Source organism: Alkalicaulis satelles, assembly GCF_008630495.1.
Classification (GTDB): Bacteria; Pseudomonadota; Alphaproteobacteria; order Caulobacterales; family Maricaulaceae; genus Oceanicaulis; species Oceanicaulis satelles.
In genome coordinates this window covers 1-24,214 of sequence record NZ_VWOJ01000006.1, presented here as the reverse complement: position 1 = coordinate 24,214, position 24,214 = coordinate 1, and the positions used below count along the sequence as shown (strand labels likewise).

General features: G+C 65.9%; 23 protein-coding genes and 1 pseudogene. 3 read left to right on the top strand and 21 right to left on the bottom strand.

What is annotated here, in order from left to right; all coding sequences use genetic code 11:
* Nucleotides 1-441: 441 nt before the first annotated feature.
* Nucleotides 442-1,674, bottom strand: a complete 1,233-nt coding sequence (locus F1654_RS13815; protein ID WP_150024151.1) for an HlyD family efflux transporter periplasmic adaptor subunit — start codon at nt 1,672-1,674, stop codon at nt 442-444.
* An 83-nt stretch (nt 1,675-1,757) separates the two neighbouring features.
* On the opposite strand from F1654_RS13815, the gene F1654_RS13810 reads away from it, so the two are divergent.
* Nucleotides 1,758-3,845 (top strand): peptidase domain-containing ABC transporter, encoded by a 2,088-nt coding sequence (locus tag F1654_RS13810; RefSeq protein WP_150024150.1) that lies wholly within the window; start codon nt 1,758-1,760, stop codon nt 3,843-3,845.
* A gap of 171 nt (nt 3,846-4,016) precedes the next feature.
* Here F1654_RS13810 and F1654_RS13805 read toward each other — a convergent pair whose 3' ends face one another.
* Both F1654_RS13805 and F1654_RS13800 read right to left on the bottom strand, forming a co-directional pair.
* A complete protein-coding gene (locus F1654_RS13805) occupies nt 4,017-6,212 on the bottom strand; it encodes a DUF3857 domain-containing protein (protein WP_233205320.1) in 2,196 nt (731 codons plus the stop codon).
* A 117-nt stretch (nt 6,213-6,329) separates the two neighbouring features.
* Nucleotides 6,330-6,821, bottom strand: a complete 492-nt coding sequence (locus F1654_RS13800; protein WP_150024152.1) for an MmcB family DNA repair protein — start codon at nt 6,819-6,821, stop codon at nt 6,330-6,332.
* A 78-nt stretch (nt 6,822-6,899) separates the two neighbouring features.
* On the opposite strand from F1654_RS13800, the gene F1654_RS13795 reads away from it, so the two are divergent.
* A complete protein-coding gene (locus tag F1654_RS13795) occupies nt 6,900-7,361 on the top strand; it encodes a metallopeptidase family protein (RefSeq protein ID WP_150024148.1) in 462 nt (153 codons plus the stop codon).
* 9 nt (nt 7,362-7,370) lie between these two features.
* Here the strand turns inward: F1654_RS13795 and F1654_RS13790 are convergent, their stop codons facing one another.
* Nucleotides 7,371-8,354, bottom strand: coding sequence for a YVTN family beta-propeller repeat protein (locus tag F1654_RS13790; protein ID WP_199200593.1), 984 nt, complete (start codon nt 8,352-8,354; stop codon nt 7,371-7,373).
* Nucleotides 8,355-8,520: 166 nt separating this feature from the next.
* Between F1654_RS13790 and F1654_RS13785 the strand changes: the two genes are divergently transcribed.
* On the top strand, nt 8,521-10,623 hold the full coding sequence (locus F1654_RS13785; protein WP_150024146.1) for a hybrid sensor histidine kinase/response regulator: 2,103 nt from the start codon (nt 8,521-8,523) through the stop codon (nt 10,621-10,623).
* On the opposite strand, the gene recF is transcribed toward F1654_RS13785, so the two are convergent.
* From recF to F1654_RS13705, 17 genes and pseudogenes are all read right to left on the bottom strand, one after another.
* On the bottom strand, nt 10,620-11,780 hold the full coding sequence (recF, locus tag F1654_RS13780; protein ID WP_150024145.1) for a DNA replication/repair protein RecF: 1,161 nt from the start codon (nt 11,778-11,780) through the stop codon (nt 10,620-10,622). The two genes, F1654_RS13785 and recF, sit on opposite strands and share 4 nt — an antisense overlap.
* A complete protein-coding gene (gene dnaN / locus F1654_RS13775) occupies nt 11,777-12,895 on the bottom strand; it encodes a DNA polymerase III subunit beta (RefSeq protein WP_150024144.1) in 1,119 nt (372 codons plus the stop codon). Before dnaN ends, recF begins: the two co-directional genes overlap by 4 nt.
* Before the next feature lie 177 nt (nt 12,896-13,072).
* On the bottom strand, nt 13,073-15,196 hold the full coding sequence (gene pnp, locus F1654_RS13770; RefSeq protein WP_150024143.1) for a polyribonucleotide nucleotidyltransferase: 2,124 nt from the start codon (nt 15,194-15,196) through the stop codon (nt 13,073-13,075).
* 101 nt (nt 15,197-15,297) lie between these two features.
* Nucleotides 15,298-15,567 (bottom strand): 30S ribosomal protein S15, encoded by a 270-nt coding sequence (rpsO, locus tag F1654_RS13765; RefSeq protein WP_150024142.1) that lies wholly within the window; start codon nt 15,565-15,567, stop codon nt 15,298-15,300.
* A gap of 3 nt (nt 15,568-15,570) precedes the next feature.
* Complete coding sequence (gene truB / locus F1654_RS13760; RefSeq protein WP_150024141.1) at nt 15,571-16,536, bottom strand: tRNA pseudouridine(55) synthase TruB; 966 nt, start codon at nt 16,534-16,536, stop codon at nt 15,571-15,573.
* Nucleotides 16,536-16,919, bottom strand: coding sequence for a 30S ribosome-binding factor RbfA (rbfA, locus tag F1654_RS13755; RefSeq protein ID WP_150024140.1), 384 nt, complete (start codon nt 16,917-16,919; stop codon nt 16,536-16,538). Before rbfA ends, truB begins: the two co-directional genes overlap by 1 nt.
* Nucleotides 16,920-17,090: 171 nt before the next feature.
* Nucleotides 17,091-17,285 carry a hypothetical protein gene (locus F1654_RS13750; protein WP_150024139.1) on the bottom strand — a complete coding sequence of 65 codons (195 nt, stop codon included), beginning with the start codon at nt 17,283-17,285 and terminating at the stop codon, nt 17,091-17,093.
* A gap of 95 nt (nt 17,286-17,380) precedes the next feature.
* Nucleotides 17,381-18,139 (bottom strand): hypothetical protein, encoded by a 759-nt coding sequence (locus F1654_RS13745; RefSeq protein WP_150024138.1) that lies wholly within the window; start codon nt 18,137-18,139, stop codon nt 17,381-17,383.
* A gap of 84 nt (nt 18,140-18,223) precedes the next feature.
* Complete coding sequence (gene dut, locus F1654_RS13740) at nt 18,224-18,670, bottom strand: dUTP diphosphatase (RefSeq protein ID WP_150024137.1); 447 nt, start codon at nt 18,668-18,670, stop codon at nt 18,224-18,226.
* Nucleotides 18,671-18,742: 72 nt separating this feature from the next.
* A complete protein-coding gene (locus F1654_RS13735) occupies nt 18,743-19,189 on the bottom strand; it encodes a hypothetical protein (RefSeq protein WP_150024136.1) in 447 nt (148 codons plus the stop codon).
* Nucleotides 19,190-19,255: 66 nt separating this feature from the next.
* Nucleotides 19,256-20,433, bottom strand: a pseudogene (gene coaBC, locus F1654_RS14200) (bifunctional phosphopantothenoylcysteine decarboxylase/phosphopantothenate--cysteine ligase CoaBC).
* A 44-nt stretch (nt 20,434-20,477) separates the two neighbouring features.
* Nucleotides 20,478-20,897, bottom strand: a complete 420-nt coding sequence (locus F1654_RS13725) for a Fic family protein (RefSeq protein WP_150024135.1) — start codon at nt 20,895-20,897, stop codon at nt 20,478-20,480.
* Entirely contained in the window at nt 20,894-21,169 is a 276-nt protein-coding gene (locus tag F1654_RS13720; RefSeq protein WP_150024134.1) for an AbrB/MazE/SpoVT family DNA-binding domain-containing protein, read from the bottom strand. Before F1654_RS13720 ends, F1654_RS13725 begins: the two co-directional genes overlap by 4 nt.
* A 34-nt stretch (nt 21,170-21,203) precedes the next feature.
* Nucleotides 21,204-22,745: a 2-polyprenylphenol 6-hydroxylase gene (gene ubiB, locus F1654_RS13715; protein ID WP_150024133.1), complete on the bottom strand. Its 1,542-nt coding sequence runs from the start codon at nt 22,743-22,745 to the stop codon at nt 21,204-21,206.
* Between the two features lie 11 nt (nt 22,746-22,756).
* The gene (locus F1654_RS14140) at nt 22,757-22,885 is read right to left on the bottom strand and encodes a hypothetical protein (protein WP_269844622.1); all 129 of its coding nucleotides are present in this window, start codon (nt 22,883-22,885) and stop codon (nt 22,757-22,759) included.
* A 156-nt stretch (nt 22,886-23,041) separates the two neighbouring features.
* Entirely contained in the window at nt 23,042-23,227 is a 186-nt protein-coding gene (locus F1654_RS13710) for a hypothetical protein (RefSeq protein WP_150024132.1), read from the bottom strand.
* Between the two features lie 156 nt (nt 23,228-23,383).
* Nucleotides 23,384-23,569: a hypothetical protein gene (locus F1654_RS13705; protein WP_150024131.1), complete on the bottom strand. Its 186-nt coding sequence runs from the start codon at nt 23,567-23,569 to the stop codon at nt 23,384-23,386.
* Between the last annotated feature and the right edge of the window lie 645 nt (nt 23,570-24,214).

Sequence of the window (24,214 nt, the reverse complement as noted above, 5' to 3'; positions counted from 1 at the left end):
AAGAACCGCCACACCGCCTGATGCGCCCCTCATGAGGGCATTATCGCGCACTTCAAGATCGTAATGTTCGTTTGAAGCGGGAGCGCTTGAAATGGATTCTGTTCAGGTGGGCGTGCGCCTGCACCAGCTTTCAGTGAGGCGATATCATATCTGAACTTAATCCTGAAGAATTCTGGATTGTGGCGGACAGATCGAATGTTCCTAACCCCCAATGACCTCTTGGACTGTTGGACTAATGGAAATTTAGTAACACATTTTGGCGCCAGCAATAATATGTAATATGTACGTGCAAAAAATGAGTGCTGGATTTACATTTTGCCTTTAATGCAATAACACACCTAAAGATGGTTCCATTTATCATGAACTCATATTGTGTTGCCGCCTTGACTTAGATTATATTGCGCTTTCAGTTGACCAGAATCGGCATCACGGGATTTTACCCTAATCTCCCCTAACCGCCATCACCGGATCAATAAACCATCGCCATAGCGGTCTTCGGTCCACGATGACGTCGGCCATCACGGTCATCCCCGCTTGCAGGGAGCGGGCTTCTCCGTAAGCCGTCAGTGTCTGCTGCCCAAGCTCAACGCGGAGCAAATAGACCGGTTGGGCTGTCGGGATGGGCCCGGCCACCTCCAGCGGCGACAAGGCCGATGTCGATACCTCCGTCACATGCCCGCTCAGCGTGCCGAAGCGTTGATAGTTGAATGCATCCACACGCAGCCGCACGTCCTGGCCGTTCTCTATGAACCCCGCTGCGCTGGTCGGCGTCAGAAGATAACCCTGCAAAACCTGGCCTTCCGGGAGTATCGCGGCGAGCGGCTGATCGGGGCGCACGGTCGCGCCGAGTTGCGCTTGCATGGCCGTAACGCGGCCGCTCACAGGCGCCCTCAGGACATAGCCTGCAGCGCGGTCCAGTTCCTGGCGGGTCTGTGCGAGCGCCGCTCCCTCACTGCGCAAACGGGACAGGGCGATGTCGCGATCGAGGGGAAGCTGAGCAATGGCATGCTGCACCTCGCGACGCTCGCTCTGCCGCTGAATAATGAGGGCGTCTATGTCTTCCCTGGCGCCCAGGGCGGCCAAATAGGCTTGCCTGCGCTGGTCAACATCGGCCAGCGGCGCAAAACCGCGATCCGCCAGATCGCGCCAGCGCGCAAGCTGAGCCTCGGCCATCTCGACGCTTTCCCGGGCAAGTCTGGCGCGCACTTCCAGCCGTCCCTGCTCCAGGGTGAGCGCATCAAGGCGCGCTTGCAGCCGCTCATGCTGCTGATCAAACTGCTGCATCTGGGCCTCGCGCTGCAGCTGCAGCTCTCTGATGCGGCCCTCAATCTCCGCGCGCTGGGAAGACGCAGATCCGCCCTCAGCCCCAACCAGCTCAGTGCTGAGACGGATTACCGGATCTCCGGCGCTGACCGCCTGTCCCTCCTGAACGAGAACCTCGACCACCACGCCGCCGCCCACCGGGGTGATCGTTGCAATACCGCCTTCAGGCGCCAGATATCCAAGCACGGTCTCCTTACGGGAGAACTCTGCAAAGATGACGAATATGGCCACGCTGGCCGTGATGACCGTGAAAGCAAGGGTCATCGCGCCCAATATGCGGGGCTGGACGATGACCACCTCGCCCATGCCGCTGTCAGACTGCGCGTCGAGAACTTCGCGCCTGAAAAGCATATTTGTCGCCTTCTGCGTATTGACCCCGCATGCACAGGATGTAGCAATCCTCGCGCCGGGGCAATCTCAGAAACGGTCCATCCATGATTGAAGAGCTGTTCCATCGCGGACGGATGCCGACGATTTTGCAAGCGGAGGCGTCTGAGTGCGGGCTGGCCTGTCTGGCCATGATAGCCTCACGGCATGGACGCCGGACCAATCTGTCCGAGCTGCGCGCGACCTTGTCGCTGTCACTCAAGGGCATGACGTTACAGGGGCTGATGCAGGCCGCCGACGGCATGGGTTTTTCCTGCCGGGCCGTGCGGTGTGAGATTGACGAACTCGAGCAATTGCGGCTGCCGGCCATCTTGCACTGGGACATGAACCACTTCGTGGTGCTGGCTTCGGTCAAGCGCGGCCAGGTGGTGATTCACGATCCGGCCCGGGGTCGGCGCACGATGTCGCTGGCCGAAGCTTCAGACAGCTTTACGGGTGTCGCGCTGGAACTGACGCCCACGCCCTTCTTCGAAACCAAGCGCACTGTCACCACGCTGAAGCTGGGTGATTTCTGGTCTCGCATACGGGGGCTCTCCGGCAGTCTCTGGCAGCTCTTCTTTCTGTCGCTGCTGCTGCAGCTTTTCGTGATTGTCGGCCCGCTGGTCAACCAGATCGTTGTTGATGAGGCGATCACCAAAGCCGATCTCGATCTTCTGAATACGGTCATTATCGGCTTCATGATCCTGACGCTGCTGCAGGTGGCCATCACCGCCATTCGCGGCTTTGTGGGCATGTATCTGGGAAAGCTGATGACGTTCCAGATGCAGGCCAACCTGCTGCGCCATTTGATGAGATTGCCCGCGGACTTTTTTGAAAAGCGCCATGTGGGCGATATCGTCACACGTTTCGGGTCAATAGGTCCCATTCAGAATCTCATTACCGCAGGAGTTATCGGCGCCGCACTGGACGGGCTGATGGCCATTGGCACGCTGCTCTTCATGTTCTTCTACGCGCCAACGCTCACTGTAGTAGTGCTTGGCTTCCTGACGCTCTATTTTATCGCTCGTTTTGCGAGCTATCCCTATATCCGGCGTATGACCGAGGAACAGATCCAGACTTCGGCAGACGTCCAGTCACACTTTCTGGAAACCATTCGCTCCATCCGTCCGGTCAAACTCTTCGGCCGGGAAGAACAGCGCCACAATCGCTGGCAAAATCTGTTCGCCACCAATATGAATATTGGTATCCGGCTTGAGCGATTTGGCATCTGGTCCGGGTCTGGCCACGCCTTGTTGTCGGGCGCCCAGACCCTCGCGGTCCTCTATCTCGGCGCCCGCGCTGTGATCGCCGGGGACATGACTCTGGGGATGTTATTCGCATTCCAGTCCTACAGATCATCATTCACCGGCGCGGCAGTCGGACTGGTCAACACGCTCTTTTCCTGGCGGCTTGTGGGGCTCCATCTCGAACGTTTGGCGGACATCGCCCAGACCGAGCCGGAAGAGCCTCAAGAGAAATTATCCACTCTGCCGCAAAGACTGCAGGGCGCGATCGGCGTGAAGGATCTTCGGTTTCGCTATGGCGATCACGAGCCCTGGGTGATCGACGGCGTGAGCCTTCAGGTCTCGCCGGGTGAGAAGCTGGCCATTGTCGGCCGGTCGGGGGGCGGCAAGTCCACCCTGATGAAGCTGCTTCTCGGCCTCTACACGCCCCAGGAAGGCAGCATCAGTTTTGATGGCCGCAATCTGGCCCATCTCGGACGGCGCGCCGTGCGCTCCCAGATTGGGGTCGTCATGCAGGATGACCGCCTGCTGTCAGGCACTCTGGCGGAGAATATTTCGTTTTTTGATAACGCCGTGGACATGCAGCACGTCGAATGGTGCGCAAAAGCTGCTGCAATCCATGACGAGATCGCCGCCATGCCCATGGGCTATCTCAGCCTTGTTGGAGATATGGGCTCGGCGTTGTCCGGAGGTCAGCTTCAGCGGATTCTGCTGGCGCGCGCGCTCTACAACAAACCTTCGATACTGATGCTGGACGAGGGCACCGCCAACCTTGACAAAGGAAGTGAGGAGCGGATCACGCAGGCACTGGCCAGGATACCTGTGACTCAGATCATCATCGCCCATCGGCCGCAAGCGATTGCCTATGTCGACCGGGTGTTGGAAATGAGTGATGGACAGGTTCGCGGCTGATGCGGCCCGAAGCCGTAAACTACAACCACGCAATCTTGGCCAAAGTCGGCTTGCGGGCTCCAACGCCCGGGGGTATCGGCCTGCGTCCCGCAATAACCATCGCACAATCCCAATACACAAGGGGGCCGCGCTTGCTGGCGGGTTGATCCATGTTTCCCCGGTGCGGGCAGGTCAATAGGCGATGGCCACCGGGATCCGGCCGGCATCCAGGGGCGAGCCCGGCATTGAGCCGTCCTGCCAGGCAGGCAGCGCGGGCAGGCCGGGCGCGCTGGCTGCGTCCAGGGCGGCGGCGTCGCTGATCACGCCTCCGCCTTCGCCGCCGGGCAGCCAGACATGGCTGCGGGCCAGGGCGCGCTTGAGCGCGCCGATGGAGTCCAATTGCTGGGCGGCGGAATATTCGCCCGGATGCAGTTGATAGGCCATCTCCAGCACAAAACCGGAGGCGTCATCGGCCGGGGCGCCATCGTGCGCAAAAGGCGCCAGCGACTGGTCCAGCGTGAACAGGGCAGTGGCGAAGCGCGCCTCGAACGCCTCGGGCGGCGCCCAGCCTTCGGGCAGGGTGACGCGCACGCGGTGGCGCACATGGCGGGCCTGGCTGATATAAACGGGGGCGGCGCGGTCACGCATGTCCACGATCTGCACCGGCGCCAGCGCCGCATGAGGCGCGATCACCACCGCCGGCGAATCCTGACCGGCCTGGCGCGCCTCCTGCGCGCGCAAATCGCGTAGCCGGATCCGGCCGGAAAAGCTCAACTGGTATTCATTGCGCGCGCGCACATCGCGCGCCTGGGGTCCGGGTTCGAACGCGGCCTCTTCAAAACGGTTGGCGTATTGGCGGGTGAAATAGTCCAGATGGGCCTGCCGGCCCTGCTCGTCGGCGGCCTGGCGCATGATATCGGCCATGGCCCCGGCGAAAGCCCATTGCGCCGTGAAATCCGCAGCCCCATCGGTGTCCAGCACATAGCTTTCTTCCAGCATCAGATCCGGCGCGGGCGGCGCGGGCGGCGTGAGCCGGGTCAGGGCGTCCTCGCCGGGCCGCGCGATCAGGCCCCAGCCATAATCATGATGGCCAATCCTGGTCAGCGCGCCGGGCTGCTCGCGCCAGGAGGGGTCGAGCCAGTACCACACGCCCTCATGCTCGACCCCGGCGATGACATGATCAAACGCTCCCGATGTGACGGGCAGACGGTCCAGGCCGGCGCCCAGACGGGTGTGCACCAGCACCGGAACAGCGCCGATATCGAGCGCGTCCAGAATGGAGATCAGCAACAGGGTCTTGGCCTTGCAGTCGCCCTCTGACAGGCGCAGCGTCTCGCTCACACTCCGGGGCACATAGCCGCCATCGCCCAGCGCCAGGGCGAAATAGCGGATCTCGCGCTGGGCATAGCGCAGCGCTGCGGTGATGCGGTCGGCCCGCTCGTCATGGGCTTCGGCGATGGTGCGGGCGATGGCCTCCACCCCGGGGGTCACGTCCGGCCGGTAAAGCCGGGCCTGCCAATCGGCCAGGGGCCGCCAGGAGGGCATGCGCGAGATGATCCGGTAGCCGCCCGTCTGACGCCAGGGGGCGCTATAGGGCTCGGGCCATTGCGGCGTGAAGGCTCCGTCATGCAGGACCAGGCGCTCCAGCCCCTCGCCTGCGCGCTCGCGCCTGATCACGTCGTGGGACAGGCTCATGGCGCCGGCCGGGCCGGTGGCGGTCACCCGGTGATGGCCCACCGCCGCGCCGGGCGCGGCGATGGCGGCGCTGACATCAAACCGGTCGGTCAGGCGGTGATTGCCCCGGACCGCAACCGTCACCTCGATGGCGTCGCCCCGGCGCACGCCGGGCAGGCGCAGCTGCGCCTCGCTGACCCCGGTCAGGGACAGGGTGCGCGCATCCATGCCGGGACGGGCGAACTGGACCGCCACATCGCCGGTCACATCGATGCGTTCGCGCCCGCGCACGATCACCGCCTCATGCACGATGGCCTGCTGATGGCCAGGCAGAAAGGGGATGCGGGTCATCACCGCCAGCTGATCGGCGGCGCTGGAAGTGGTGGCGCGCACGCGAAAGCGCGTGAGCGCCACCGGGCGGGAATCGCCCAGCCAGACATGTTGCTCGACCTGTTCGAACTGCAGGCCCTGAAGCGTGGCCGCCTGACCGCTGGCTTCAGCGCCAGCGCCTTCACGCGCTTCGGACATGGGCGGCGCCCAGTGGGGCAGGGGCGCGCGATACAGGCGCTGGGCGCCGTCGCGCGCGATGACAACGCCCGGCAGCGCTGCGCCCCGCGCGTTCTCAATGCCCGCCTCGCCGGCCAGCCACAGAACGCCGCCAGACGCCCCCGCCGCCAGCATCCCGGCCAGAACCGCGCGCAGCCAGACCCACATCACGCCACCCTCACATTTCCCCTCGCCGTCAGCATGAGCGCTCAGCGTGTCCGGCGCAAGCCGCGATTCGCGTCATGCGGGTCCGGCGGGCGGGCGGGGGATTGGTCCGGTCCTGATCTAGAGCGCCCGCAAGGACCGCTCGGCGGCGCAGCGTGCGAAGCGCAAGGTGAGCGCCTTGCGCCGGGCCGGCGCCAGGGGCTGGAGCGGGCTTTCGCGCACCACCGCCCCGCCAAAGGGATCGGCGATGATCAGCCCGCAGGATTCAGGCAGGATGGCGGCGGGAAAGCGTGAAGACACCGCGAAGTAGAACCGGTCGCACCAGTCGAAATAGCCCGGATATTTGGCGTCGGCGCGAAAATCGGCCGGGCCGGACTTGATCTCCACGATGACCATTTCGCCCTTGCGGCCCAGCCCGGCCAGATCGGCCCGGCGCCCGCTGGGCAGGGTGAATTCGGCGATCGCCGCCACGCCCAGATCGGCCAGCAGCCGGGCCGCGCCGCGCGCCAGGGCGCGCGCATCGTCAATGGCCGGTTTATCCGCACGCGCCAGCGCCGCGCGGGCCTTGGCCTGTTGACAATCGGGGTCGAGATCGAGCGCCATGTCCGCCATTGTGTTCACCAAAAGTTCCGCTGGCAAGCGGAAATTCGCCCTCGACAGCATGGCGCCTGAGCGCCTAACCCGTCAGGCATGAGTGATGAAGCTGAAAACTCTGGCGAAACGCCTGCGCCCCTGAGCGGCCCCGCGGCGGCGTTCGCGCCGGCGGTGGCGCCGTCAGGGGAGGATTTCCTGGCCATCGCCGAGGCCGCCTATGCCGGCCTGCCCGAAGCGTTTCGCGCGCTATGCGGCAATATGGTGATCCAGGTCACCGACTTTGCTGACGAAACCACGCTCAAATATTTCGCGATGGACAATCCGTATGAGCTGACCGGGCTCTATCACGGGGTCGATCTGACCCAGAAATCCATTGCCGATCCCCATGACGGGCCGGACTATGTCTTCCTCTACCGCCTGCCCATCCTGCTGGAATGGTGCGAGCGCGGCGACGTCACCCTGCGCGAGCTGATCGCCCACGTGCTGGTGCACGAGATCGGCCATCATTTCGGCCTGTCCGACGACGACATGCACGCCATCGAGGACGCGGCGGACTAAAGCCCGGCGTCAGTCCGCGATTACCGCCCAGGCCATGCCGTCCGGTTCGCGGCCGGGGAAGATTTCGTCAATCAGCTCGTAGGTTTGCGCGTCAAACACCGAGACCTTGTCGTCGCGGGTATTGGCCACGAACACCCGCGCCCCGTCCGGGCTCATGAGAATGCCCACGGGAAGCGCGCCCACATCGATGGTGTGGATCAGCTCGCGGCTGGCCGCATCGAACACGGTCATGGAGTTGGACAGGGCGTTGGAGACAAAGGCGCGCGCCCCGTCCGGGGTGAATTTCACCCGGATGGGCACCTGGCCTCCGGCCTCGAATTTGGCCAGTTCCTCAAGGGTTTGTGCGTCGAGCACCGAGATGGTGTGTTCGGCCCGGTTGGTCACCCACACCTCGCGCCCGTCCGGCGTGACATCCACGCCTTCCGCCCCGGCGCCGGTGACAATCGTGGTCACGGCGTCATCGCGCCGGTCGATCACGGTCAGCGAGCCCGAGCCCAGATTGGTGACGAACAGACGGGTCTCGTCCACCGACGGCGTGACCATATGGCTCACCTCCTGGCCGGTCTCCCAGACGGTGAGGATATCGCCGCTGGCGCTGTCGAGCTCCACCACGGTCTGGCTGGCTTCGGTGGTGACCCACACGCGCGTCCCGTCCTGGCTGACGGCGATGCCATGGGGGGCCAGATTGGCGCCCAGATCCCATGTGGCGGTCACCTCGCCGGTGGCGATATCCACGACGGTGACGGTGTTTCCGCGCCGCTCGGACGAGCCGTAATCGCTGACATAGGCCGTACGCCCGTCGGGAGATACGGCCACCTCGTGCGGCTCATGCTGCGTGGGGGCCAGGGCCAGGGTCTCGTAAGTGCGGGCGTCGGTGATGGCCAGGCTGTCACCGGACTTGTTGACGATCAGAAGGCGCTCGGACGCCGCGCCTGCGCCGGCGAAAAGCCAGCTGGCGGCGGCAAGGCTCAGTATGAAACGCAGCAAGGTCATGAGCGGGCTTCTCCAGGAGATCGGGGTGAGCAAGGGTAATATTTGAGAACAAGCTAACACAAATAATGGATCCGCACCGGTCAGCGTCAACGCGGCCTTTACCGCTACTGGGTCAAACTTGTGTGATATTGCGCAAGGCGCACAATCAGATAGAGGCGGGTGCGCGATGACAGACATGACGGTGGTGGGCGATTTTACGATCCTGATCGTCTCGCTGGTGATGGCGGCGGTATTCCTGTGCGTGACCCGCAAGCTGAAACGCCATCATGCAGGTCCGCGCCTGATCGCCGCCGGCCAGATCGGGGTGGCGATTTCGGCCCTGATTGACGCCAGCGAGCATTTCGCCGGACCGGTGCGCGACGCCCTGGGGCTCAGCGTCGACCAGACCGAAGCCATCGCCTATGCGGGCTACACCATCAGCCTTGTGGTGCTGGTGATCGGCTTTGTGCGCTGGATACCCCTGATCAGCCGCCTCGATCAGGAGGTCGCCGCCCGCACCGAAGCCGAGGCCAGCCTGCAACGCGCGCTGGAGCGCTCGCGCCAGTTCAATGCCGGGCTGGAGGCCTTGGGCCGCGCGCATATGGATGAAGGATGGAATGCCGGACGGCTGGTGGCCGAGGCGTCCCGGCGGGTCAGTCATCTGATGGGCGCCACGCGTGTGAGCGTCTGGCGCCTGGACGAGGACGGTCAGGGCCTGACCTGCCAGTATCTGTATGACGCCGAGAAGCCCGCAGCAGACGGGGAAAAGGCCGGTCACCGCATCGAGCGCGATATCAACCCGGCCTATTTCGATGTGATTGAATCGGGCCGCATTGTCTGTGTCACAGACGCTTTCACCGATCCAATCACCGCCGCCTTCGGTGATGAGTATCTCCAGCCCATCGGCATTCACGCCATTCTCGACGCGCCCATTCGTACGGGCCGGGGCGTGCGCGGCGTGCTCAGCTGCGAGCATGTGGGCGCCACGCGCAACTGGACGCCGGAGGAGGAATCCTTTGTGGCGGCCGTGGCCCAGTATGTCGCGGTGGCCTATCTGGCCGACAACGCCGAAACCCTGGCCTCGGAACTCAAGTCGGCGCTCAAGGAGGCGCGCGGCGCCAGCGCGGCCAAATCGGCCTTCCTGGCCAATATGAGCCATGAATTGCGCACGCCCCTCAATGGCGTGCTGGGCATGGCCCAGGCGCTGGACGGTCCGGACTTGCGTGAGGCGGACCGGGAGAAAGTCGGCACCATCATCGAGTCCGGCCAGCAATTGCTGGGCGTGCTCAATGACGTGCTGGACCTGTCCAAGATCGAGGCGGGGCGCGTGGATATCACGCCGGAAGCGGCCGATCCCGGCGGGCTGATCAGCGCTACGTGCGATCTGTTCCGCGACGCGGCCAGCGCCAAGGGCCTGACCCTGAGATGCGAGCTGGAGGCGCTGCCCCGCACAGCGGTGCTGGACCCCTTGCGGGTGCGCCAATGCCTGTCCAATCTGATCGCCAATGCGGTCAAGTTCACCGATTCCGGCGCTGTCAGCGTGACAGCGCGGGCCGAGCCCGTCATGCCGGACGGCTGGCGTATCGCGATCACCATCGCCGATACCGGACCGGGCATCCCCGATGACGTCCAGTCGCGCCTGTTCCAGCGTTTCAGCCAGGCTGACGCCACGTCGGCGCGCCGTCATGGCGGGGCCGGACTGGGCCTGGTGATCGCGCGCGAACTGGCCCGGCGCATGGGCGGCGATATCAGTGTGGACAGTGCGCCCGGCGAGGGCGCGCGCTTCACGTTCAGCTTCCGGGCCGATGTGGTGGGCCAATCGGGTGCGGACCAGCCCGATGCGGTCAATGATCTGGCTGTGCTGGCTGGCGCGCAGGTGCTTCTGGTCGACGATAATGCGATCAACCGTCTGGTGGCGCGCAGTTTTATGGAAACCGCCGGCGCGCAGGTCACCGAAGCCCAGGGCGGGCAGGAAGCGCTGCACCTGTTCGCCGCCCACCGCTTCGATCTGGTGCTGCTGGACGCCCATATGCCGGTGATGAGCGGGAAGGAGACCCTGCGCCGGCTGCGCACCCTGCCCCATGGCGCGACCCCTGTGGTCGCGCTCACAGCCGACGCCATGCAGGGCGATGAAGCCCGTTACCTGGCCATGGGCATGGACGGATATGTCGCCAAACCGGTGGACAAGAACGCGCTTCTCACTGTCAGCGCCCGGCTGATCACCGCGGCGCGCGCCCCCCGGAAGGACGCTGAGGACGGGGTCAAACCGTCCGCATCCACCGCCGGCTAGCCAATCTGGGCCACCGCGCCGGCCTCAATGCGCACATGCTGGGCGGCGCGGGCGAAGGGGGCGAACAGGGCCGCGTCCACCCCGGTCAGCCAGGCCTGGGCGTCCAGCGCCAGGATGGCTTCGGCCAGTCCCTCGCGCCGTCCGGCGTCCAGATGGGCGCAGGCCTCGTCCAGGATCAGCACCGGCGCAGCCCCGCGCTGGCTGCGTATGGCGCCCGCCTGGGCCAGAGCGAGCCCCAGCACCAGCGCCTTCTGCTCGCCTGTGGAGCCGTCAGCGGCGGGCTGGTCCTTCTCCCGGTGACGGGCGGTGAGATCGCTGCGGTGCGGCCCCGAGAGCGCGCGCCCCGCCGCGCTGTCGCGCGGGCGCGCTTTCATCAGGGCCGAGGCGAAAGCGTCCTCGGCGCCCGCCGCGCTGGCCCCGGCGGCGAGACTGGCCTCCACAACGCCCTCCAGCGCCAGCTCGGCGGTGGGAAATCGCGATGACGGGCGCGCATCAATCTCGGCCTGCAGGCGCGCCAGCGCATCCAGCCGCGCCGCGGCCAGCGCCACAGCGCGCCCGGCCATCTCGGTTTCCAGGGCGGCGAGCCAGTCCGGATCAGGCCGGGCGCCCTCGGCCATACGGTCCAGCAGGCGCTGGCGCTCGCGCATGGCCTTGTCATAGGCGCTGAGCTGACTGGCGTGATCGGGCGCGCCGGACAGCACCAGCCGGTCAAAGAAGCGCAGCCGGTCGGCGCGCGGACCGGCCCACAGCCGGTCCTCGCGCGGGGTCAGCCAGAGCATGGGAAACACCCGCGCCAGCGCGCTCTGGGTGGCGGCCGCGCCGTCGATTTTCGTGCGCCGGCGCGCCGGATCGGACGGCTCGGAGCCCGCCGCCAGCGTCACCGGCCCGGCGCGGGTCAGGGCCTCGGCGTGCACCGCCCACAGCCGGTCAGGCCCGTCCGGCGTCCGGCGCAGCACCGCCTCGCCCGACGCCGCGCGCACGCCGCGCCCCGGCCCCAGCAGGGATACCGCTTCCACCAGATTGGTCTTGCCTGCGCCATTGGGCCCGGTGAGCGCCACCGGGCGCGCATCCAGGCTCAGATCCAGCGACGCATAATTGCGAAAGCCCGTCAGTTTGAGACGGGTGACCCCGGGGCGGACCGCGCCGTCCTCACTCACACGCGCAGCGGCATCAGCACGTATTCGGCGTCAGGATCGCCTGAATCGGTCACCCGCGTGGGCGAGCCGGAATCGGCGAACTCGAACACGGCCTCGTCGCCCTCGATCTGGCCGGCCACGTCCAGCAGATAGCGGGCGTTGAAGCCGATGGAGATCGCTTCGGCGCTGTAATCGGCGGACAATTCCTCGCTGGCCGCGCCGCTTTCGGGATTGTTCACCGTCAGCACCAGCTGGCCTTCGGTCAGGGCCAGCTTCACCGAGCGCGACTTTTCCTGGCTGATGGTGGCGACCCGGTCCACGGCCTGGGCGAAGGGCGCGCGGTCCACGCGCATCACCTTGTCGTTCTGGCGCGGGATCACGCGCTCATAGTCCGGGAAGGAGCCGTCGATCAGCTTGGAGGTGAGCACCGCAGCGCCCAGCTGGAAGCGGATCTTGCCCTCCGACACCGACACCTCAACGTCGCCGTCGAGATCCTCCAGCAGGCGGCGCAGCTCCTGGATGGGCTTGCGCGGCACGATGACCGCGGGCATGCCCGCCGCGCCGTCCGGCAGACCGGTCTCGGCCAGCGCCAGCCGGTGGCCGTCAGTGGCCACGGCCCGCAGGGTCTTGCGCCCGTCGCGCTCGGCGGCGTGCAGATGGATGCCGTTGAGATAATAGCGCGTCTCTTCGGTCGAGATGGCGAAGCGCGTCTTGTCGATCAGGCGCGCCAGCTCGCCCGCGGCGCACGAGAAGGTGACCGCCAGGTCCTCGCTGGGCATGACCGGGAAATCGCCGGGCGGCAGGACGGGCAGGTTGAAGCGCGAGCGCCCGGCTGACAGCGTCATGCGCGGATCGTCAGAGCTGAGCTCCAGCGTCACCTGCGCGCCCTCGGGCAGCTTGCGGGCGATCTCGTAGAGGGTATGGGCGGGCGCGGTGACCACGCCGGGCTTTTCGGTGCGCGCCTCGGCCTCCTCCACGATCTCCATGTCAAGATCGGTGGCGGTCAGGCGCACGAAGCCGTCCTCGGCCTTGACCAGCACATTGGACAGTATGGGGATGGTGTTGCGCCGCTCCACCACCGCCTGGACATGCCCGAGGGCTTTGAGCAGGGCTGCGCGTTCGATGATCAGCTTCATGTCTCGCCTCTGTTCGGGGGGCGAATCAACGGGACCAGAATCGCCTGAATACGGACGCGCACCATAAACCAAAAGAAAGCCGCGCCAGAAGGGCCTCTTGCGCATGAGCGGACAAGAAAAACCCCGGCCGCGCAAGGGCGCGGCCGGGGCGATGGTTCGGCGCGTGTCCGGACGGGCTTATTCAGCCGCGTCAGACAGCTCCTGGCCGGTTTCCTGGTCGAGGACTTTCATCGACAGCTTGAACTTGCCGCGATCGTCCATGCCCATGAGCTTGATCCAGACCTGCTGGCCTTCAGAGACCACGTCGCCGGGATGGCCCACGCGCTCGTTCTTCATCTGGGAGACGTGCACCAGCCCGTCCTTGGGTCCGAAGAAGTTCACGAAGGCGCCGAAATCGACCACCTTGACCACCTTGCCCTTGTAGACCTTGCCGACTTCCGGCTCGGCGGTCAGGGAGATGACCCAGTCGCGGGCCGCGTCGATGGCGGCCTGGTCGACGGCGGCGATCTTGATCAGCCCGTCATCGTTGACGTCCAGCTTGGCGCCGGTTTCCTCGACGATCTGGCGGATCACCTTGCCGCCCGTGCCGATCACGTCACGGATCTTGTCGGTGGGGATCTGGATGGTCTCGATCTTGGGCGCATGCGCGGCCAGGCCCGAGCGGCTCTCGCCCAGCGCCTTGTTCATCTCGTCGAGAATATAGGCGCGGCCCGCATGGGCCTGGTCCAGGGCGGTCTTCATGATCTCCTGCGTGATGCCGGCGATCTTGATGTCCATCTGCAGCGAGGTGACGCCCTTTTCAGTGCCGGCCACCTTGAAGTCCATATCGCCCAGATGATCCTCGTCGCCGAGAATATCGGACAGGATGGCCACGCCCTCAGGGTCCTTGATCAGGCCCATGGCGATGCCCGACACCGGACGGCTGATCGGCACGCCCGCATCCATCAGCGCCAGGGCGCCGCCGCACACGGTGGCCATGGAGGACGAGCCGTTGGACTCGGTGATCTCTGAGACCAGGCGGATGGTGTAGGGAAATTGCTCCGCGCTGGGCATGACCGCGTTGAGCGCGCGCCAGGCCAGCTTGCCGTGACCGATTTCACGCCGGCCCGGGGCCAGGCGGAAGCTGGTCTCGCCCACCGAATAGGGCGGGAAGTTGTAGTGCAGCAGGAAGCGTTCCTTGTAGGTGCCGGTGAGCGCGTCGATATACTGCTCGTCCTCGCCGGTCCCCAGCGTCGCCACGCACAGGGCCTGGGTCTCGCCGCGGGTGAACAGGGCCGAACCGTGGGTGCGCGGCAGGATGCCCGCTTCCGACACGATGGCGCGGACCTGGTCCAGCTTGCGGCCGTCAATACGCTTGCCGGTCTTGATGATCGACCCGCGCACCACGCTGGCTTCCACCGTCTTGATGGCGTCCTTGAGCACATTGCCGGGCACGCCGTCAGGGCGCTCCTCGGAGGCGCCCAGAGCCTCGACCGCCTTGGTCTTGGCTTCGGCCAGAGCGGCCACGCGCTCGGTCTTGTTGGTGATCTTGTAGGCCTTCTCGATGTCCTTGCCGATCAGCTTGCGGACATCAGCCTCGATGGCGGAGTGATCCTCGGGCACGAAGTCCCAGGGCTCTTTCGCCGCGCGCTCGGCCAGACGGATGATCGCGTCGATCACCGGCTGGAAGCTTTCGTGACCGGCGGTCACTGCGCCGAGCATGACCTCTTCGGACAGCTCCTTGGCTTCGGATTCCACCATCATCACGGCGTCCGCAGTGCCCGCGACCACCAGGTCGAGATCACCCTCGGCCATCTCCGCGACGGTGGGGTTGATGATATAGGCGCCGTCCTTATAGCCCACGCGCGCCGCGCCGATGGGGCCCAGGAAGGGCAGGCCGGACAGGCAGAGGGCGGCCGAAGCGGCCACCATGCCCACGATGTCCGGATCGTTTTCCAGATCGTGCGACAGCACGGTGATCATCACCTGGGTGTCGTTCTTGAAGCCCTTGGGGAAGAGCGGACGGATCGGCCGGTCAATCAGGCGCGAGGTCAGCGTCTCCTTGTCGGTGGGGCGCCCTTCACGCTTGAAATAGCCGCCCGGGATCTTGCCGGCGGCGAAGTATTTTTCCTGGTAGTTCACGGTGAGCGGGAAGAAATCCATCCCCGGCTTCACCTCTTTCATAGCCACCGCCGTCGCGAGGACAGTGGTCTCGCCATAGGTGGCGAGCACTGCGCCATTGGCCTGGCGCGCCATGCGGCCGGTTTCGAGGGTGAGCGTGCGGCCCGCCCATTCGATCGTTTCTGTCGTGATATCGAACATGTGTTTCCATTCGTGCGTACGTTTGGCCGGCGCCGGATTGCGCAGGCCTTGATATGGAAACGCCGGCGCGCCCTGTGGCGGCCGGCGCTCCAGGGCCCTGCCTAGCGGCGAAGGCCCAGTTTTTTCACGATCGCCGTGTAGCGGGCGTGATCGATCTTCGCGAGATAGTCGAGAAGACGGCGGCGCTGCGACACCATTTTCAGGAGGCCGCGGCGCGAGTGATTGTCTTTCTTGTGCGTCTTGAAGTGCTCGGTCAGGTTCGCGATGCGCTCGGAGAGCACGGCGATCTGGACTTCAGCAGACCCGGTGTCATTGTCGCCCCGGGCATGCTCCTTGATGAGCGCAGCCTTGCGCTCAATGGTAATCGACATCGTCTATCTGGGCTCCTGTTCCCATTGAAATACACGCACCGGGGAGAGTTTCCCGGCGCGCGCCTCGCCAATCGCGACCGCCCGGTCACGCCCCATCGCCAGCACGGCCTTCGAATAGTCCTTGCCCCCGATGTCACGGGGGCGGCGAAGGGCGCGCAGCTCTGAAGCTCGCCGGGGAGGCAGAACGATTGGCCGTCCTTGCCTCAACTGAAATGCCTCGTCCTCGGTCACGGCCAGGGCCGGGATGTCGTCCAGCGCGGTCTCGACCGGTCTGAGGGCTTCCAGCGCGGCGTCTCTATGCACCAAATCCCGCAGCGCGTCCAGTGTGACCGCCGCGTCTGTATCGAAGGCGCCGACCGCCACCCGGCGCAGCGCCGCCACATGGCCCTCGGCTCCCAGCGCAGCGGCCAGATCGCGCGCCAGGGCGCGCACATAGGCGCCCTTGCCGCAACTCATCTCGATGACGCACAAATCCGGCGAGGGCGCGTCCAGAAGGGTCAGGGCGTCGATGCGCACCGGGCGCGCCTTGAGCGCCACCGTCTCGCCGGCCCGCGCCAGGTCATAGGCGCGCTCGCCATCGATCTTGATGGCGGAAAATTGCGGCGGGATCTGTTCGATATCGCCGGTGAACGACTTCAGCGCTTCACGCACCGCTTCGGTCGAAGGGCGCACATCGCTCTGCGCGATGACTTCGCCTTCGGCGTCCTGGGTGGAGGTGGACTGGCCCCAGCGCAGGGTGAAGCGATAGGTCTTGCCGGCCTCCTGGGCGAAGGGCACGGTCTTGGTGGCCTCGCCCAGCGCAATCGGCAGCACGCCTGTGGCCAGCGGGTCGAGCGTGCCGGCATGGCCGGCTTTCTGAGCGTTGAACAGGCGGCGCACCACCGAGACGGCCTGGGTGGAGGTCATCTCCAGCGGCTTGTCCAGCACCACCCAGCCATGGACCGCATCGCCCTTCTTGCGCCGGCCCATCAGTCCTCTCCCCGCCCGGGCAGGTCGCGCCTGACCCCGGGGCGGTCCAGCATGGCTTCCACATCCATGGCCTCGTCAAACCGGCTGTCGGCCTCGAAGCGGAGTTTGGGGGTGAATTTCATGTCGATGCGCCGGCCCAGCTCCTTCTGGATGAAGCCCGAGGCGCGGTTGAGCGCGGCGGCCACCGCGTCCGGCTCGGCCAGGGTCAGGGCGGAGACATAGACCGTGGCGTGGCGCAGGTCCGGGCTGACGCGCGCCTCGCTGATGGTCACCGGCAGGCCCGACAGGCCCGGTTCGCGCACATGGCCCTCGCGCAGGATGTCGGCCACGGCGCGGCGCACGAGCTCGCCTGCGCGCAGCTGGCGTTGGGATTGCGCTTTCATCGAAAAACCTCTCTGCGGCCGGGCCTGCCGGACTTGAACCGGACAGGCCCCCTTCGCGTAAGGGGGCGGGATGTACTAGGGCCGCGCGGCGAAAGCAAGGCGTGCACGATGCCGTGATGAAAGCGCCCGCCGGCCGGCGCAGCCGCTGGCCCGCCTGGTCAGTCCGGAAGCTCAGCTTCCGGGGGCGATCTCGCCGGGGCCGTCGAAGCTGTTGATCAGGACGGCGATGGCCTGATGCACGTCCTGAAGGGTGTCGGTGCAGGGCGTCACGGCGGTCATGGCCGCCGTCAGGGCTTCCTCGGGACCGTAATGCCAGGCGGATACGGCCAGCAGTCCGGATGCTAACAGGCCCAGAAACAGTCTCACGAGCGCCTCCCCGCAGCCTCTGGGGGGAGCGTATCATTAACGCCCTGTAATGAACAAGGCGAAATCGGGGCGGGCCATGAGCGCGCCCCGGGACCTCACGCTGTGCGGCCGGGCGAGGCCTTGCCCGCGCTCATGGCGGCGCAGGCGCGGGTCAGGGCCTCAAGCGCTTCACGCACGCTGGTCTCCATCAGGGCGGCGCTGGCCTCCACGCGCGCCGCCGCCTCCGGCAGGCCCGCCGCGCAGGACTCGATGCGGCCGGCCGCCGCGTCGATCCGGTCCCCCGCAGCATCGGTCAGGGCGGTCATCTCGCGGCGGAAATCGGCCAGCGCCTCGCGTTCATGGCCGGCGGCGTCTGGAATGGCGCGGGCGATGGCGCGCATCTCTGCGCGGAAAGCGGCGAGCTCGCTGGCCACATCCGGCGCGCTGGCGCGCGCAGGCGGCTCGATCAGGCTGTCGAGATCGATGTCGTCCGCATCAAGATCAAGCGGTTCGGGCGCAGCCATCTGCCAGTCTTCGCCGGCGTCGTTGTCCGGGGCGGCGGGCTCAGGCGCCGCGCTGCGTTCGATCAGGCGCACGGCGTCCACATCCGGTCCGAACAAGACACCGCCCAGCGACAGCGCAGCGTCCTGTACGCCATGGCGCTCGGCCGCCGGCGCCGCCAGCGCCCAGGTCAGGGGGTCGATCCGGGCGAAGCGGGCTGTGTCCGGCGCGCTGGCGGTCAGGAAGCGCGCGGTGAACAGGTCCACATGGGCCGCCAGCGCGTCCGCATCCGCAGCGGGCGGCGGGCGCAGCTGCATGAGAAAGCCCGCCTCGTCCGGTCCGGCTTCAGCGTCCTCGATTCCGGTTTCGCGCATCGGCTCTGCTCCCTAGACGTCCAGCCGCCTGATCGTGTGGCGGCAGAACAACTTGCGCCGATTAGGGAAACGTTAAGGCGCAGCTCACACCCCGGTAGACCCGAACCCGCCCGCTCCGCGTGCGGTCTCGTCGAGCGTGTCCACGCGCCACCACACGATCTGGGTGACCGGCGCGATGATCATCTGGGCGATGCGCTCGCCGCGCCGCACGATGAAGGGCTCAGGCCCGTGATTGATCAGATTGACCCGGATCTCGCCGCGATAGTCCGCATCCACCGTGCCGGGCGTGTTGAGGCAGGTGACGGCGAATTTCGCCGCCAGCCCCGAGCGCGGGCGCACCTGCGCTTCATAGCCGTCCGGCAGGGCGATGCAGAGCCCCGTGGGGATCAGGCGCCATTGCCCCGGCGCAATGGTCACCGGCGCGTCTTCGGCCACGGCGGCGGGCAGGTCCAGCCCCGCCGAGCCCGGCGTCTGATAGGCGGGCAATTCCAGCCCGTCGAAATGGTCCAGCGTCCGGACGCGCAGCTGCATGGGGAAGATCCTGATCAGGGAATCACAAAGGCATGCTCGATGAACAGCCTTACCCCGCCGCAGGACAGTCTGTCAGCCGTCCGCCTGATCGCGGTAATAGCGCACCAGGGCCGCCTCGCTGGCGTCATAGCCTTCCAGAACGGCGGTGATGGCCGCAATGTCGTCTTCGCTCAGATCACCCTCGTGGAGCTGTACGGCGTACTGGTCGCCCTCGCGCAGGCTCAGGGAGATGACGGTGGGCGCCTCTTCGGCGCCCGAGCGCACATAGAGCGACAGGCCGTGATGGAGCAGCTCGAAATCCTTCTCGCGCAGTTCCGGCGCCGGGCGCACGCACATCACGCCGATGGCGTCATCAGCGACCGGCGGGCGCTCCATCAGTCCCGGGCCGCGGGCGGCTTCGGTGACGGAATAGCCTTCCATCAGGGCGGCGTCGCCCGCTTCATCGAGGCTGTAGCAGGAGGCCGACGCCGTGCCGGCGGCGGCCAGGGTGAGGGCGGTGCACGCGATAAAAGTCTTCAAGGGTCTGACGGCTCCGATGGCTGAACGAATGGCCAGCCTAGCAAGGCGGAGCGCGATGACGCAAATTCAGCGCGCCAGGGCCTGGTGGATGCGCCGGGCGATCTGGCGCGCGATCTCGTCCTTGGGCGCCGGGCCGAACGAGGTCTCGCCATCGGGCGTGATCAGGGTGATAGTATTGTGCGCGCCGCCCATCACATCGCCCGAGACATCATTGGCGAAAATCCAGTCTGCGCCCTTGCGCACGCGCTTGGCGCGGGCATGGGCGAGCACGTCATGGGTCTCGGCGGCGAAGCCCGCCACCAGACGCGGACGCGCGCCCGGCTCAAGGGCGGCGATGGTGCGCAGGATGTCGGGGTTCTCAACCAGCTTCAGCGCGGCGAAACCGGCCTTCTCCGGCTTGAGCTTCACATCCGACGTCTCGGCCGGGCGCCAGTCGGCCACGGCGGCCACCGCGATGAACGCATCGGCGGGCAGGGCCGCCTGAACCGCCGCCAGCATCTCGCGCGCGGTCTCCACGCGCACGGTCGTCACGCCCGGCGGGTCGTTGAGCGCTGTGGGTCCGGACACCAGAGTGACCTCAAACCCCAGCGCCGCCAGCGCCTCAGCCAGCGCATAACCTTGTTTGCCCGAGGAGCGGTTGGACAAAAAGCGCACCGGATCGATGGGCTCCAGCGTTGGCCCGGCGGTGAGGACGGCGCGCATCAGGCTTTCAGCGCCGCCAGCACGGCCTGGGCAATGCGTTCAGGCTCGGGCAGGCGGCCCGGTCCGAACTCGCCGCAGGCCATCTCGCCCTCGTCGGGGTCCAGCACCGTCACCCCGCGCGACCGCAGCGTGGCCAGATTGGCCTGTGTCGCCGGGTGCTCCCACATGCGCACATTCATGGCCGGCGCCATCAGCACAGGCTTATCGGTGGCCAGGAGCGCAGTTGTGGCCAGATCATCGGCCATGCCATGGGCGGCCTTGGCCATCAGGTCCGCCGTGGCCGGGCACACCACCACCAGATCGGCCGAGCGCGACAGCTCGATATGACCCATTTCCGCCTCGTCGGTCAGGGAGAACAGATCGTCATAGACCTTGTCGCCTGAGAGAGCCGCCACGCTCATGGGCGTCACGAAGTGCTTGCCCGCGCGCGTCAGGATGCAGCGCGAGGCCACGCCCGCCTTGCCCAGAAGGCGGATCAGTTCCAGCGCTTTGTAAGCCGCTATCCCGCCGCCAATGATCAGAAGAATGCGCTTGCTCGCCATGCCGGCCTCCTCGCCTCCGTCCATAATACGGACCGGCCCCCGGGTCACGTCCCGGGCGTGCGGGTGAAGCGCGGATCGGCCAGCGCATGCGCCCGCCCCCATTGCGCCAGTCCGGCCTCATCCAGCGCGCCATCGGCCAGCGCCTCGAAGCGTTCAGCCAGATCGGTCTGGGTAACGTCCAGGCGCCATCCACTGATCAGCAGCGTGATCAGAAAAGCCGCCGCCGAGGCCCGTTTATTGCCATCCACCAGCGGGTGATTGCGCGCGATCCCGCCCGCCAGCGCCGCCGCGGCGGTGAAGGCGCCGGGGGTTTGCGCATAGGCGGCCAGATGGGCCGGACGCGCAAAGGCCGATCGCATCAGGCCTTCATCGCGCCATTGCAGCCGGGTTTGCGCGGTCTCGGACAGGATCTCGCCCAGCACGGTCACGAAGGCGGGGTAATCTGGCAGGACCGGCGCGCTCATCGCCCCAGACGTTCGAAGGCGAACCGGTATTGGGCCAACGCCTCGCGCCCGGCCTCGAGGGTGGCGTCATGGGCGCCGCCTGCTGCGCGCACGGTCACGCAGCCCGGCTCCGCTGTGATCGAGACGGGCTCGTCGGGCGACAGCCCCGCCGCCTCCAGCGCCCGGCGCGAGAGCGTCACGCCATAACTGTTGCCGGTCTTGCGCAGCTTGCGGGTCTCGCGCACGGCGTCTTCGGGCGGGTGGTGTTCGAAAGGGGTGTTGCGCTCGCGCATGAGGCCTCCAAACACCATGTAAGCACAAGGGTGCTTACAGCGCAATCGCCGCATAGAGCGCCGCGCCTGCGGCGCCGCCGGTCAGGGCGGCGGCGGCCAGAAGCAGCATGCGGCCCCAGGCGCGGCGCGCGCCGGTTTCGGGCGGCTCGGCCTTCAGGCGTTCAGCTGCCTCGGTCAGGCGCTCCAGCGTGGCGGGCAGGGCGATCACCGTGGCGCGCAGGGCGTCGAGATCGCGCAATATGTCGCGCGCCTTGCCTTCGGGGCCCAGCTCGCGGCGCATGAAACGCGTCACCGCCGGACCGGAGGCCTCCCACATATTATGGTCCTGACTGAGCAGCCGGCACACCCCCTCGGCCTGCACCATGGTCTTCTGCAACAGGACCAGTTGCGGCTGCAGGCGCATGTCGAACAGATCGGTGATCTCGAACAGCTGCAGCAGGACGCGGCTCATGGCCACCTCGCTGGCGCTCTTGCCGAAGATCGGCTCGGCCACGGCGCGCAGGGCGCTGGCGAAATCGGCGCGGGTATGGCGTTCCGGCACATAGCCGGCCTGGAAATGGGCTTCGGCGGCGCCGTCATAGTCGCGGGTCAGGAAGCCGTTGAGGATGAGCGCCAGATAGCGCCGCTCCTCCATGCCCAGCCGGCCCATAATGCCGAAATCCACTGCCCACAGCCGCCCGTCCCGGCCCACGAACAGATTGCCCGCATGCATGTCGGCGTGAAACACGCCGCGTTCCAATGCGGTGGAGAGGAAAGCGTCGGTCAGGTCGCGCGCCAGCTTGATGCGGTCAATCCCGGCGGCGTCCAGGGCGTCCATGTCGGTCAGGGCGATGGCGTCCACCCATTGCAGGGTCATCACCCGCTTGGCCGTGCGCGCCCAGTCCACCTCGGGAATGTGCAGATTCTCCGCCGCCAGCGCGGCCTCGGACAGCTCGCTGGCCGACGCCGCCTCCAGACGCAAGTCCAGCTCCAGCACCAGCGAGCGCGCCACGGTCTCCACAAAGGCGCGCGGCTCCATGCGGCGCGATTGCGGGAACAGGCCTTCGGCCAGGCGTGCGCCCAGGCGCAGGGCGGCGATGTCGCGCGCAATGCGCCGCTCGATCCCGGGCCGCAGGATTTTCACCGCCACATCGCGCCCGTCGGGCGTGCGGGCCTTGTGCACCTGGGCGATGGAGGCGGCCGCCACCGATGGGCCGAGCGCAGCGAACAGCTGCGAAACCGGCGCGCCCAGTTCGGATTCCAGTATGGCGCGGGCCTCGTCCTCGCCAAAGGGCGCCATGCGGTCCTGCAGGCGGGCGAGCCCGCGGGCGAACTCCGCCCCCACCACATCGGCGCGCGTCGCCAGCACCTGGCCGAACTTCACATAGGCCGGGCCCAGCGCCTCCAGCGCGCGCGCCAGGCGCTCGCCGGGATTGGCGGCCCGGTCGCGGATGGCGATCAGGCGCGCAAACCGGCCCAGCCAGCGCGCAGGCGCCGGAAACACGGCCTGATACTCCGCCGGAAAGATCGCGTCATGACGCGCCAGCGTCCAGGCGGCCCGGGCCAGCCGGGCGAGATGGGACAGGGTTGCAAACACGGGGATGGTGTTTAGGGCGCGCCAGCGCATTTGGCGAGAGCGAGCGGCTGCGGCATGACGCGCGGGTCAGGCCCGCTGCAGGCGGCCATGAGCAGGGTGGCAAACACCAGCACCAGCAGGGCGGCCTTCAATCCGGGCATGGCGTATCCGGCCTGGCTTCAAACTCAATGAATGGAATCATCATGTATTGTCATGGCGGCGCCAAGTATGCCGGGTGATCATTAAATAAATAAGCGGGAGCATGTTGTTTAAATGAATTTATTTCGCTGTTTTCCAGTTCGCATTATCCAAGATTTTCACTCCTCGTTTGACTGCCCTTTGCGCTGCAGGATGGATGCGATGATGAAAATGGCGAGGCCTATGGTGACAGCAATCATGAGCGATCGCCACACGCCCTCCAGTGCAGGAAACAAAAGATCTACACTGACAAGCGCGGCCAGGCTCACAGAGCCCCCCAACAGTCCGGCATGAATTCTGGTCATTATACCTCCTATAGCGCACCTCGGGTCCGAAGCTCAATAGTATCGAGCGCCGCGCCCGATTTTACACTTGATTGCCTGAGTGTTTTGCATTGGGCTTTTCATTGATCGAACACCAACTTCCATTGGCGTTACTGGGATGTCACGGGCGTAGAGACATCATTTTCCTTTCATCTGCCTTTTGCGCTGCCGGATGGATTCGATGATGAAGGCAAGGGCGCCCATGACCAGGGCCGTGATGAGCGCGCGCCAATTCGAGCCCAGGCTTGGGAACAAAAGAGTCATGGCAATGACCGTACCGCCTCCAACTGCGGCGATCATCATTGCAAAATAATACCTGTTCATTTGCGCGCGCCCCAGATTAATTTTGGTGCGGGGCTCAAATTTTTGAGCCCCGCACTTAGGTGTGCATTTATAATTTGGTTTTATCTACAAGGGGCCTCCGATAGGCCACGTCCCGGCTTCCATTTGGTCCAGGAAGTCTTGATGAGCCGTGCCTGGCCCTGTCACGGGATTCCCAGCTGTAGAACAGACTAACTCAGCGGCTCCCTGACCCGCTTCGCCTCCCGCCTTCATGCCAATATACCCTACTCCTGCAATGCATGCACCATACGTTCCAGGGCCGCTTGCTATTGCGGCTTTGCAACCAACAGCACCGACGAAACCGCCCCCTAAAACCCCAAGAAACTCTCCTATACCAGAAAGTGCTGGGCCAGCATCTGCCATACATTTCTCTACGGCACTGCTTTCCCCTCCCTTATCCAGCTGAAACCAAGGGCTATTGGGGTCTGGATTGTGATGTCCGCCCGCTACAATCCGGATTTCTTCATGGTTCATTTCACGCATGATGTCACCTCACTGTAAGCTGGTACAGGAGTATGCCTGCCTAAACAGGTTTCCGGCTCATCGCTCTCGTGTCAAATGAAAAACGCCATCAAAAAGTGTTCAAAAATCTACTTGTAGGATTTATGCAGAGGCTTTCGCCACTTA

Excerpts from the sequence above, each read along its gene's own strand:
- dnaN (WP_150024144.1), bottom strand. The coding sequence starts at position 12,895 with ATGAAGCTGATCATCGAACGCGCAGCCCTGCTCAAAGCCCTCGGGCAT.
- rpsO (WP_150024142.1), bottom strand. The coding sequence starts at position 15,567 with ATGTCGATTACCATTGAGCGCAAGGCTGCGCTCATCAAGGAGCATGCC.
- F1654_RS13795 (WP_150024148.1), top strand. The coding sequence starts at position 6,900 with ATGAGTGATGAAGCTGAAAACTCTGGCGAAACGCCTGCGCCCCTGAGC.
- F1654_RS13785 (WP_150024146.1), top strand. The coding sequence starts at position 8,521 with ATGACAGACATGACGGTGGTGGGCGATTTTACGATCCTGATCGTCTCG.
- F1654_RS13745 (WP_150024138.1), bottom strand. The coding sequence starts at position 18,139 with ATGCGCGAAACCGGAATCGAGGACGCTGAAGCCGGACCGGACGAGGCG.
- F1654_RS14140 (WP_269844622.1), bottom strand. The coding sequence starts at position 22,885 with ATGCCCGGATTGAAGGCCGCCCTGCTGGTGCTGGTGTTTGCCACCCTG.
- pnp (WP_150024143.1), bottom strand. The coding sequence starts at position 15,196 with ATGTTCGATATCACGACAGAAACGATCGAATGGGCGGGCCGCACGCTC.
- F1654_RS13800 (WP_150024152.1), bottom strand. The coding sequence starts at position 6,821 with ATGGCGGACATGGCGCTCGATCTCGACCCCGATTGTCAACAGGCCAAG.
- F1654_RS13705 (WP_150024131.1), bottom strand. The coding sequence starts at position 23,569 with ATGAACAGGTATTATTTTGCAATGATGATCGCCGCAGTTGGAGGCGGT.
- F1654_RS13725 (WP_150024135.1), bottom strand. The coding sequence starts at position 20,897 with ATGAGCGCGCCGGTCCTGCCAGATTACCCCGCCTTCGTGACCGTGCTG.
- dut (WP_150024137.1), bottom strand. The coding sequence starts at position 18,670 with ATGCAGCTGCGCGTCCGGACGCTGGACCATTTCGACGGGCTGGAATTG.
- truB (WP_150024141.1), bottom strand. The coding sequence starts at position 16,536 with ATGGGCCGGCGCAAGAAGGGCGATGCGGTCCATGGCTGGGTGGTGCTG.
- F1654_RS13810 (WP_150024150.1), top strand. The coding sequence starts at position 1,758 with ATGATTGAAGAGCTGTTCCATCGCGGACGGATGCCGACGATTTTGCAA.
- F1654_RS13710 (WP_150024132.1), bottom strand. The coding sequence starts at position 23,227 with ATGACCAGAATTCATGCCGGACTGTTGGGGGGCTCTGTGAGCCTGGCC.
- F1654_RS13720 (WP_150024134.1), bottom strand. The coding sequence starts at position 21,169 with ATGCGCGAGCGCAACACCCCTTTCGAACACCACCCGCCCGAAGACGCC.
- F1654_RS13790 (WP_199200593.1), bottom strand. The coding sequence starts at position 8,354 with ATGACCTTGCTGCGTTTCATACTGAGCCTTGCCGCCGCCAGCTGGCTT.
- F1654_RS13815 (WP_150024151.1), bottom strand. The coding sequence starts at position 1,674 with ATGCTTTTCAGGCGCGAAGTTCTCGACGCGCAGTCTGACAGCGGCATG.
- F1654_RS13805 (WP_233205320.1), bottom strand. The coding sequence starts at position 6,212 with ATGTGGGTCTGGCTGCGCGCGGTTCTGGCCGGGATGCTGGCGGCGGGG.
- rbfA (WP_150024140.1), bottom strand. The coding sequence starts at position 16,919 with ATGAAAGCGCAATCCCAACGCCAGCTGCGCGCAGGCGAGCTCGTGCGC.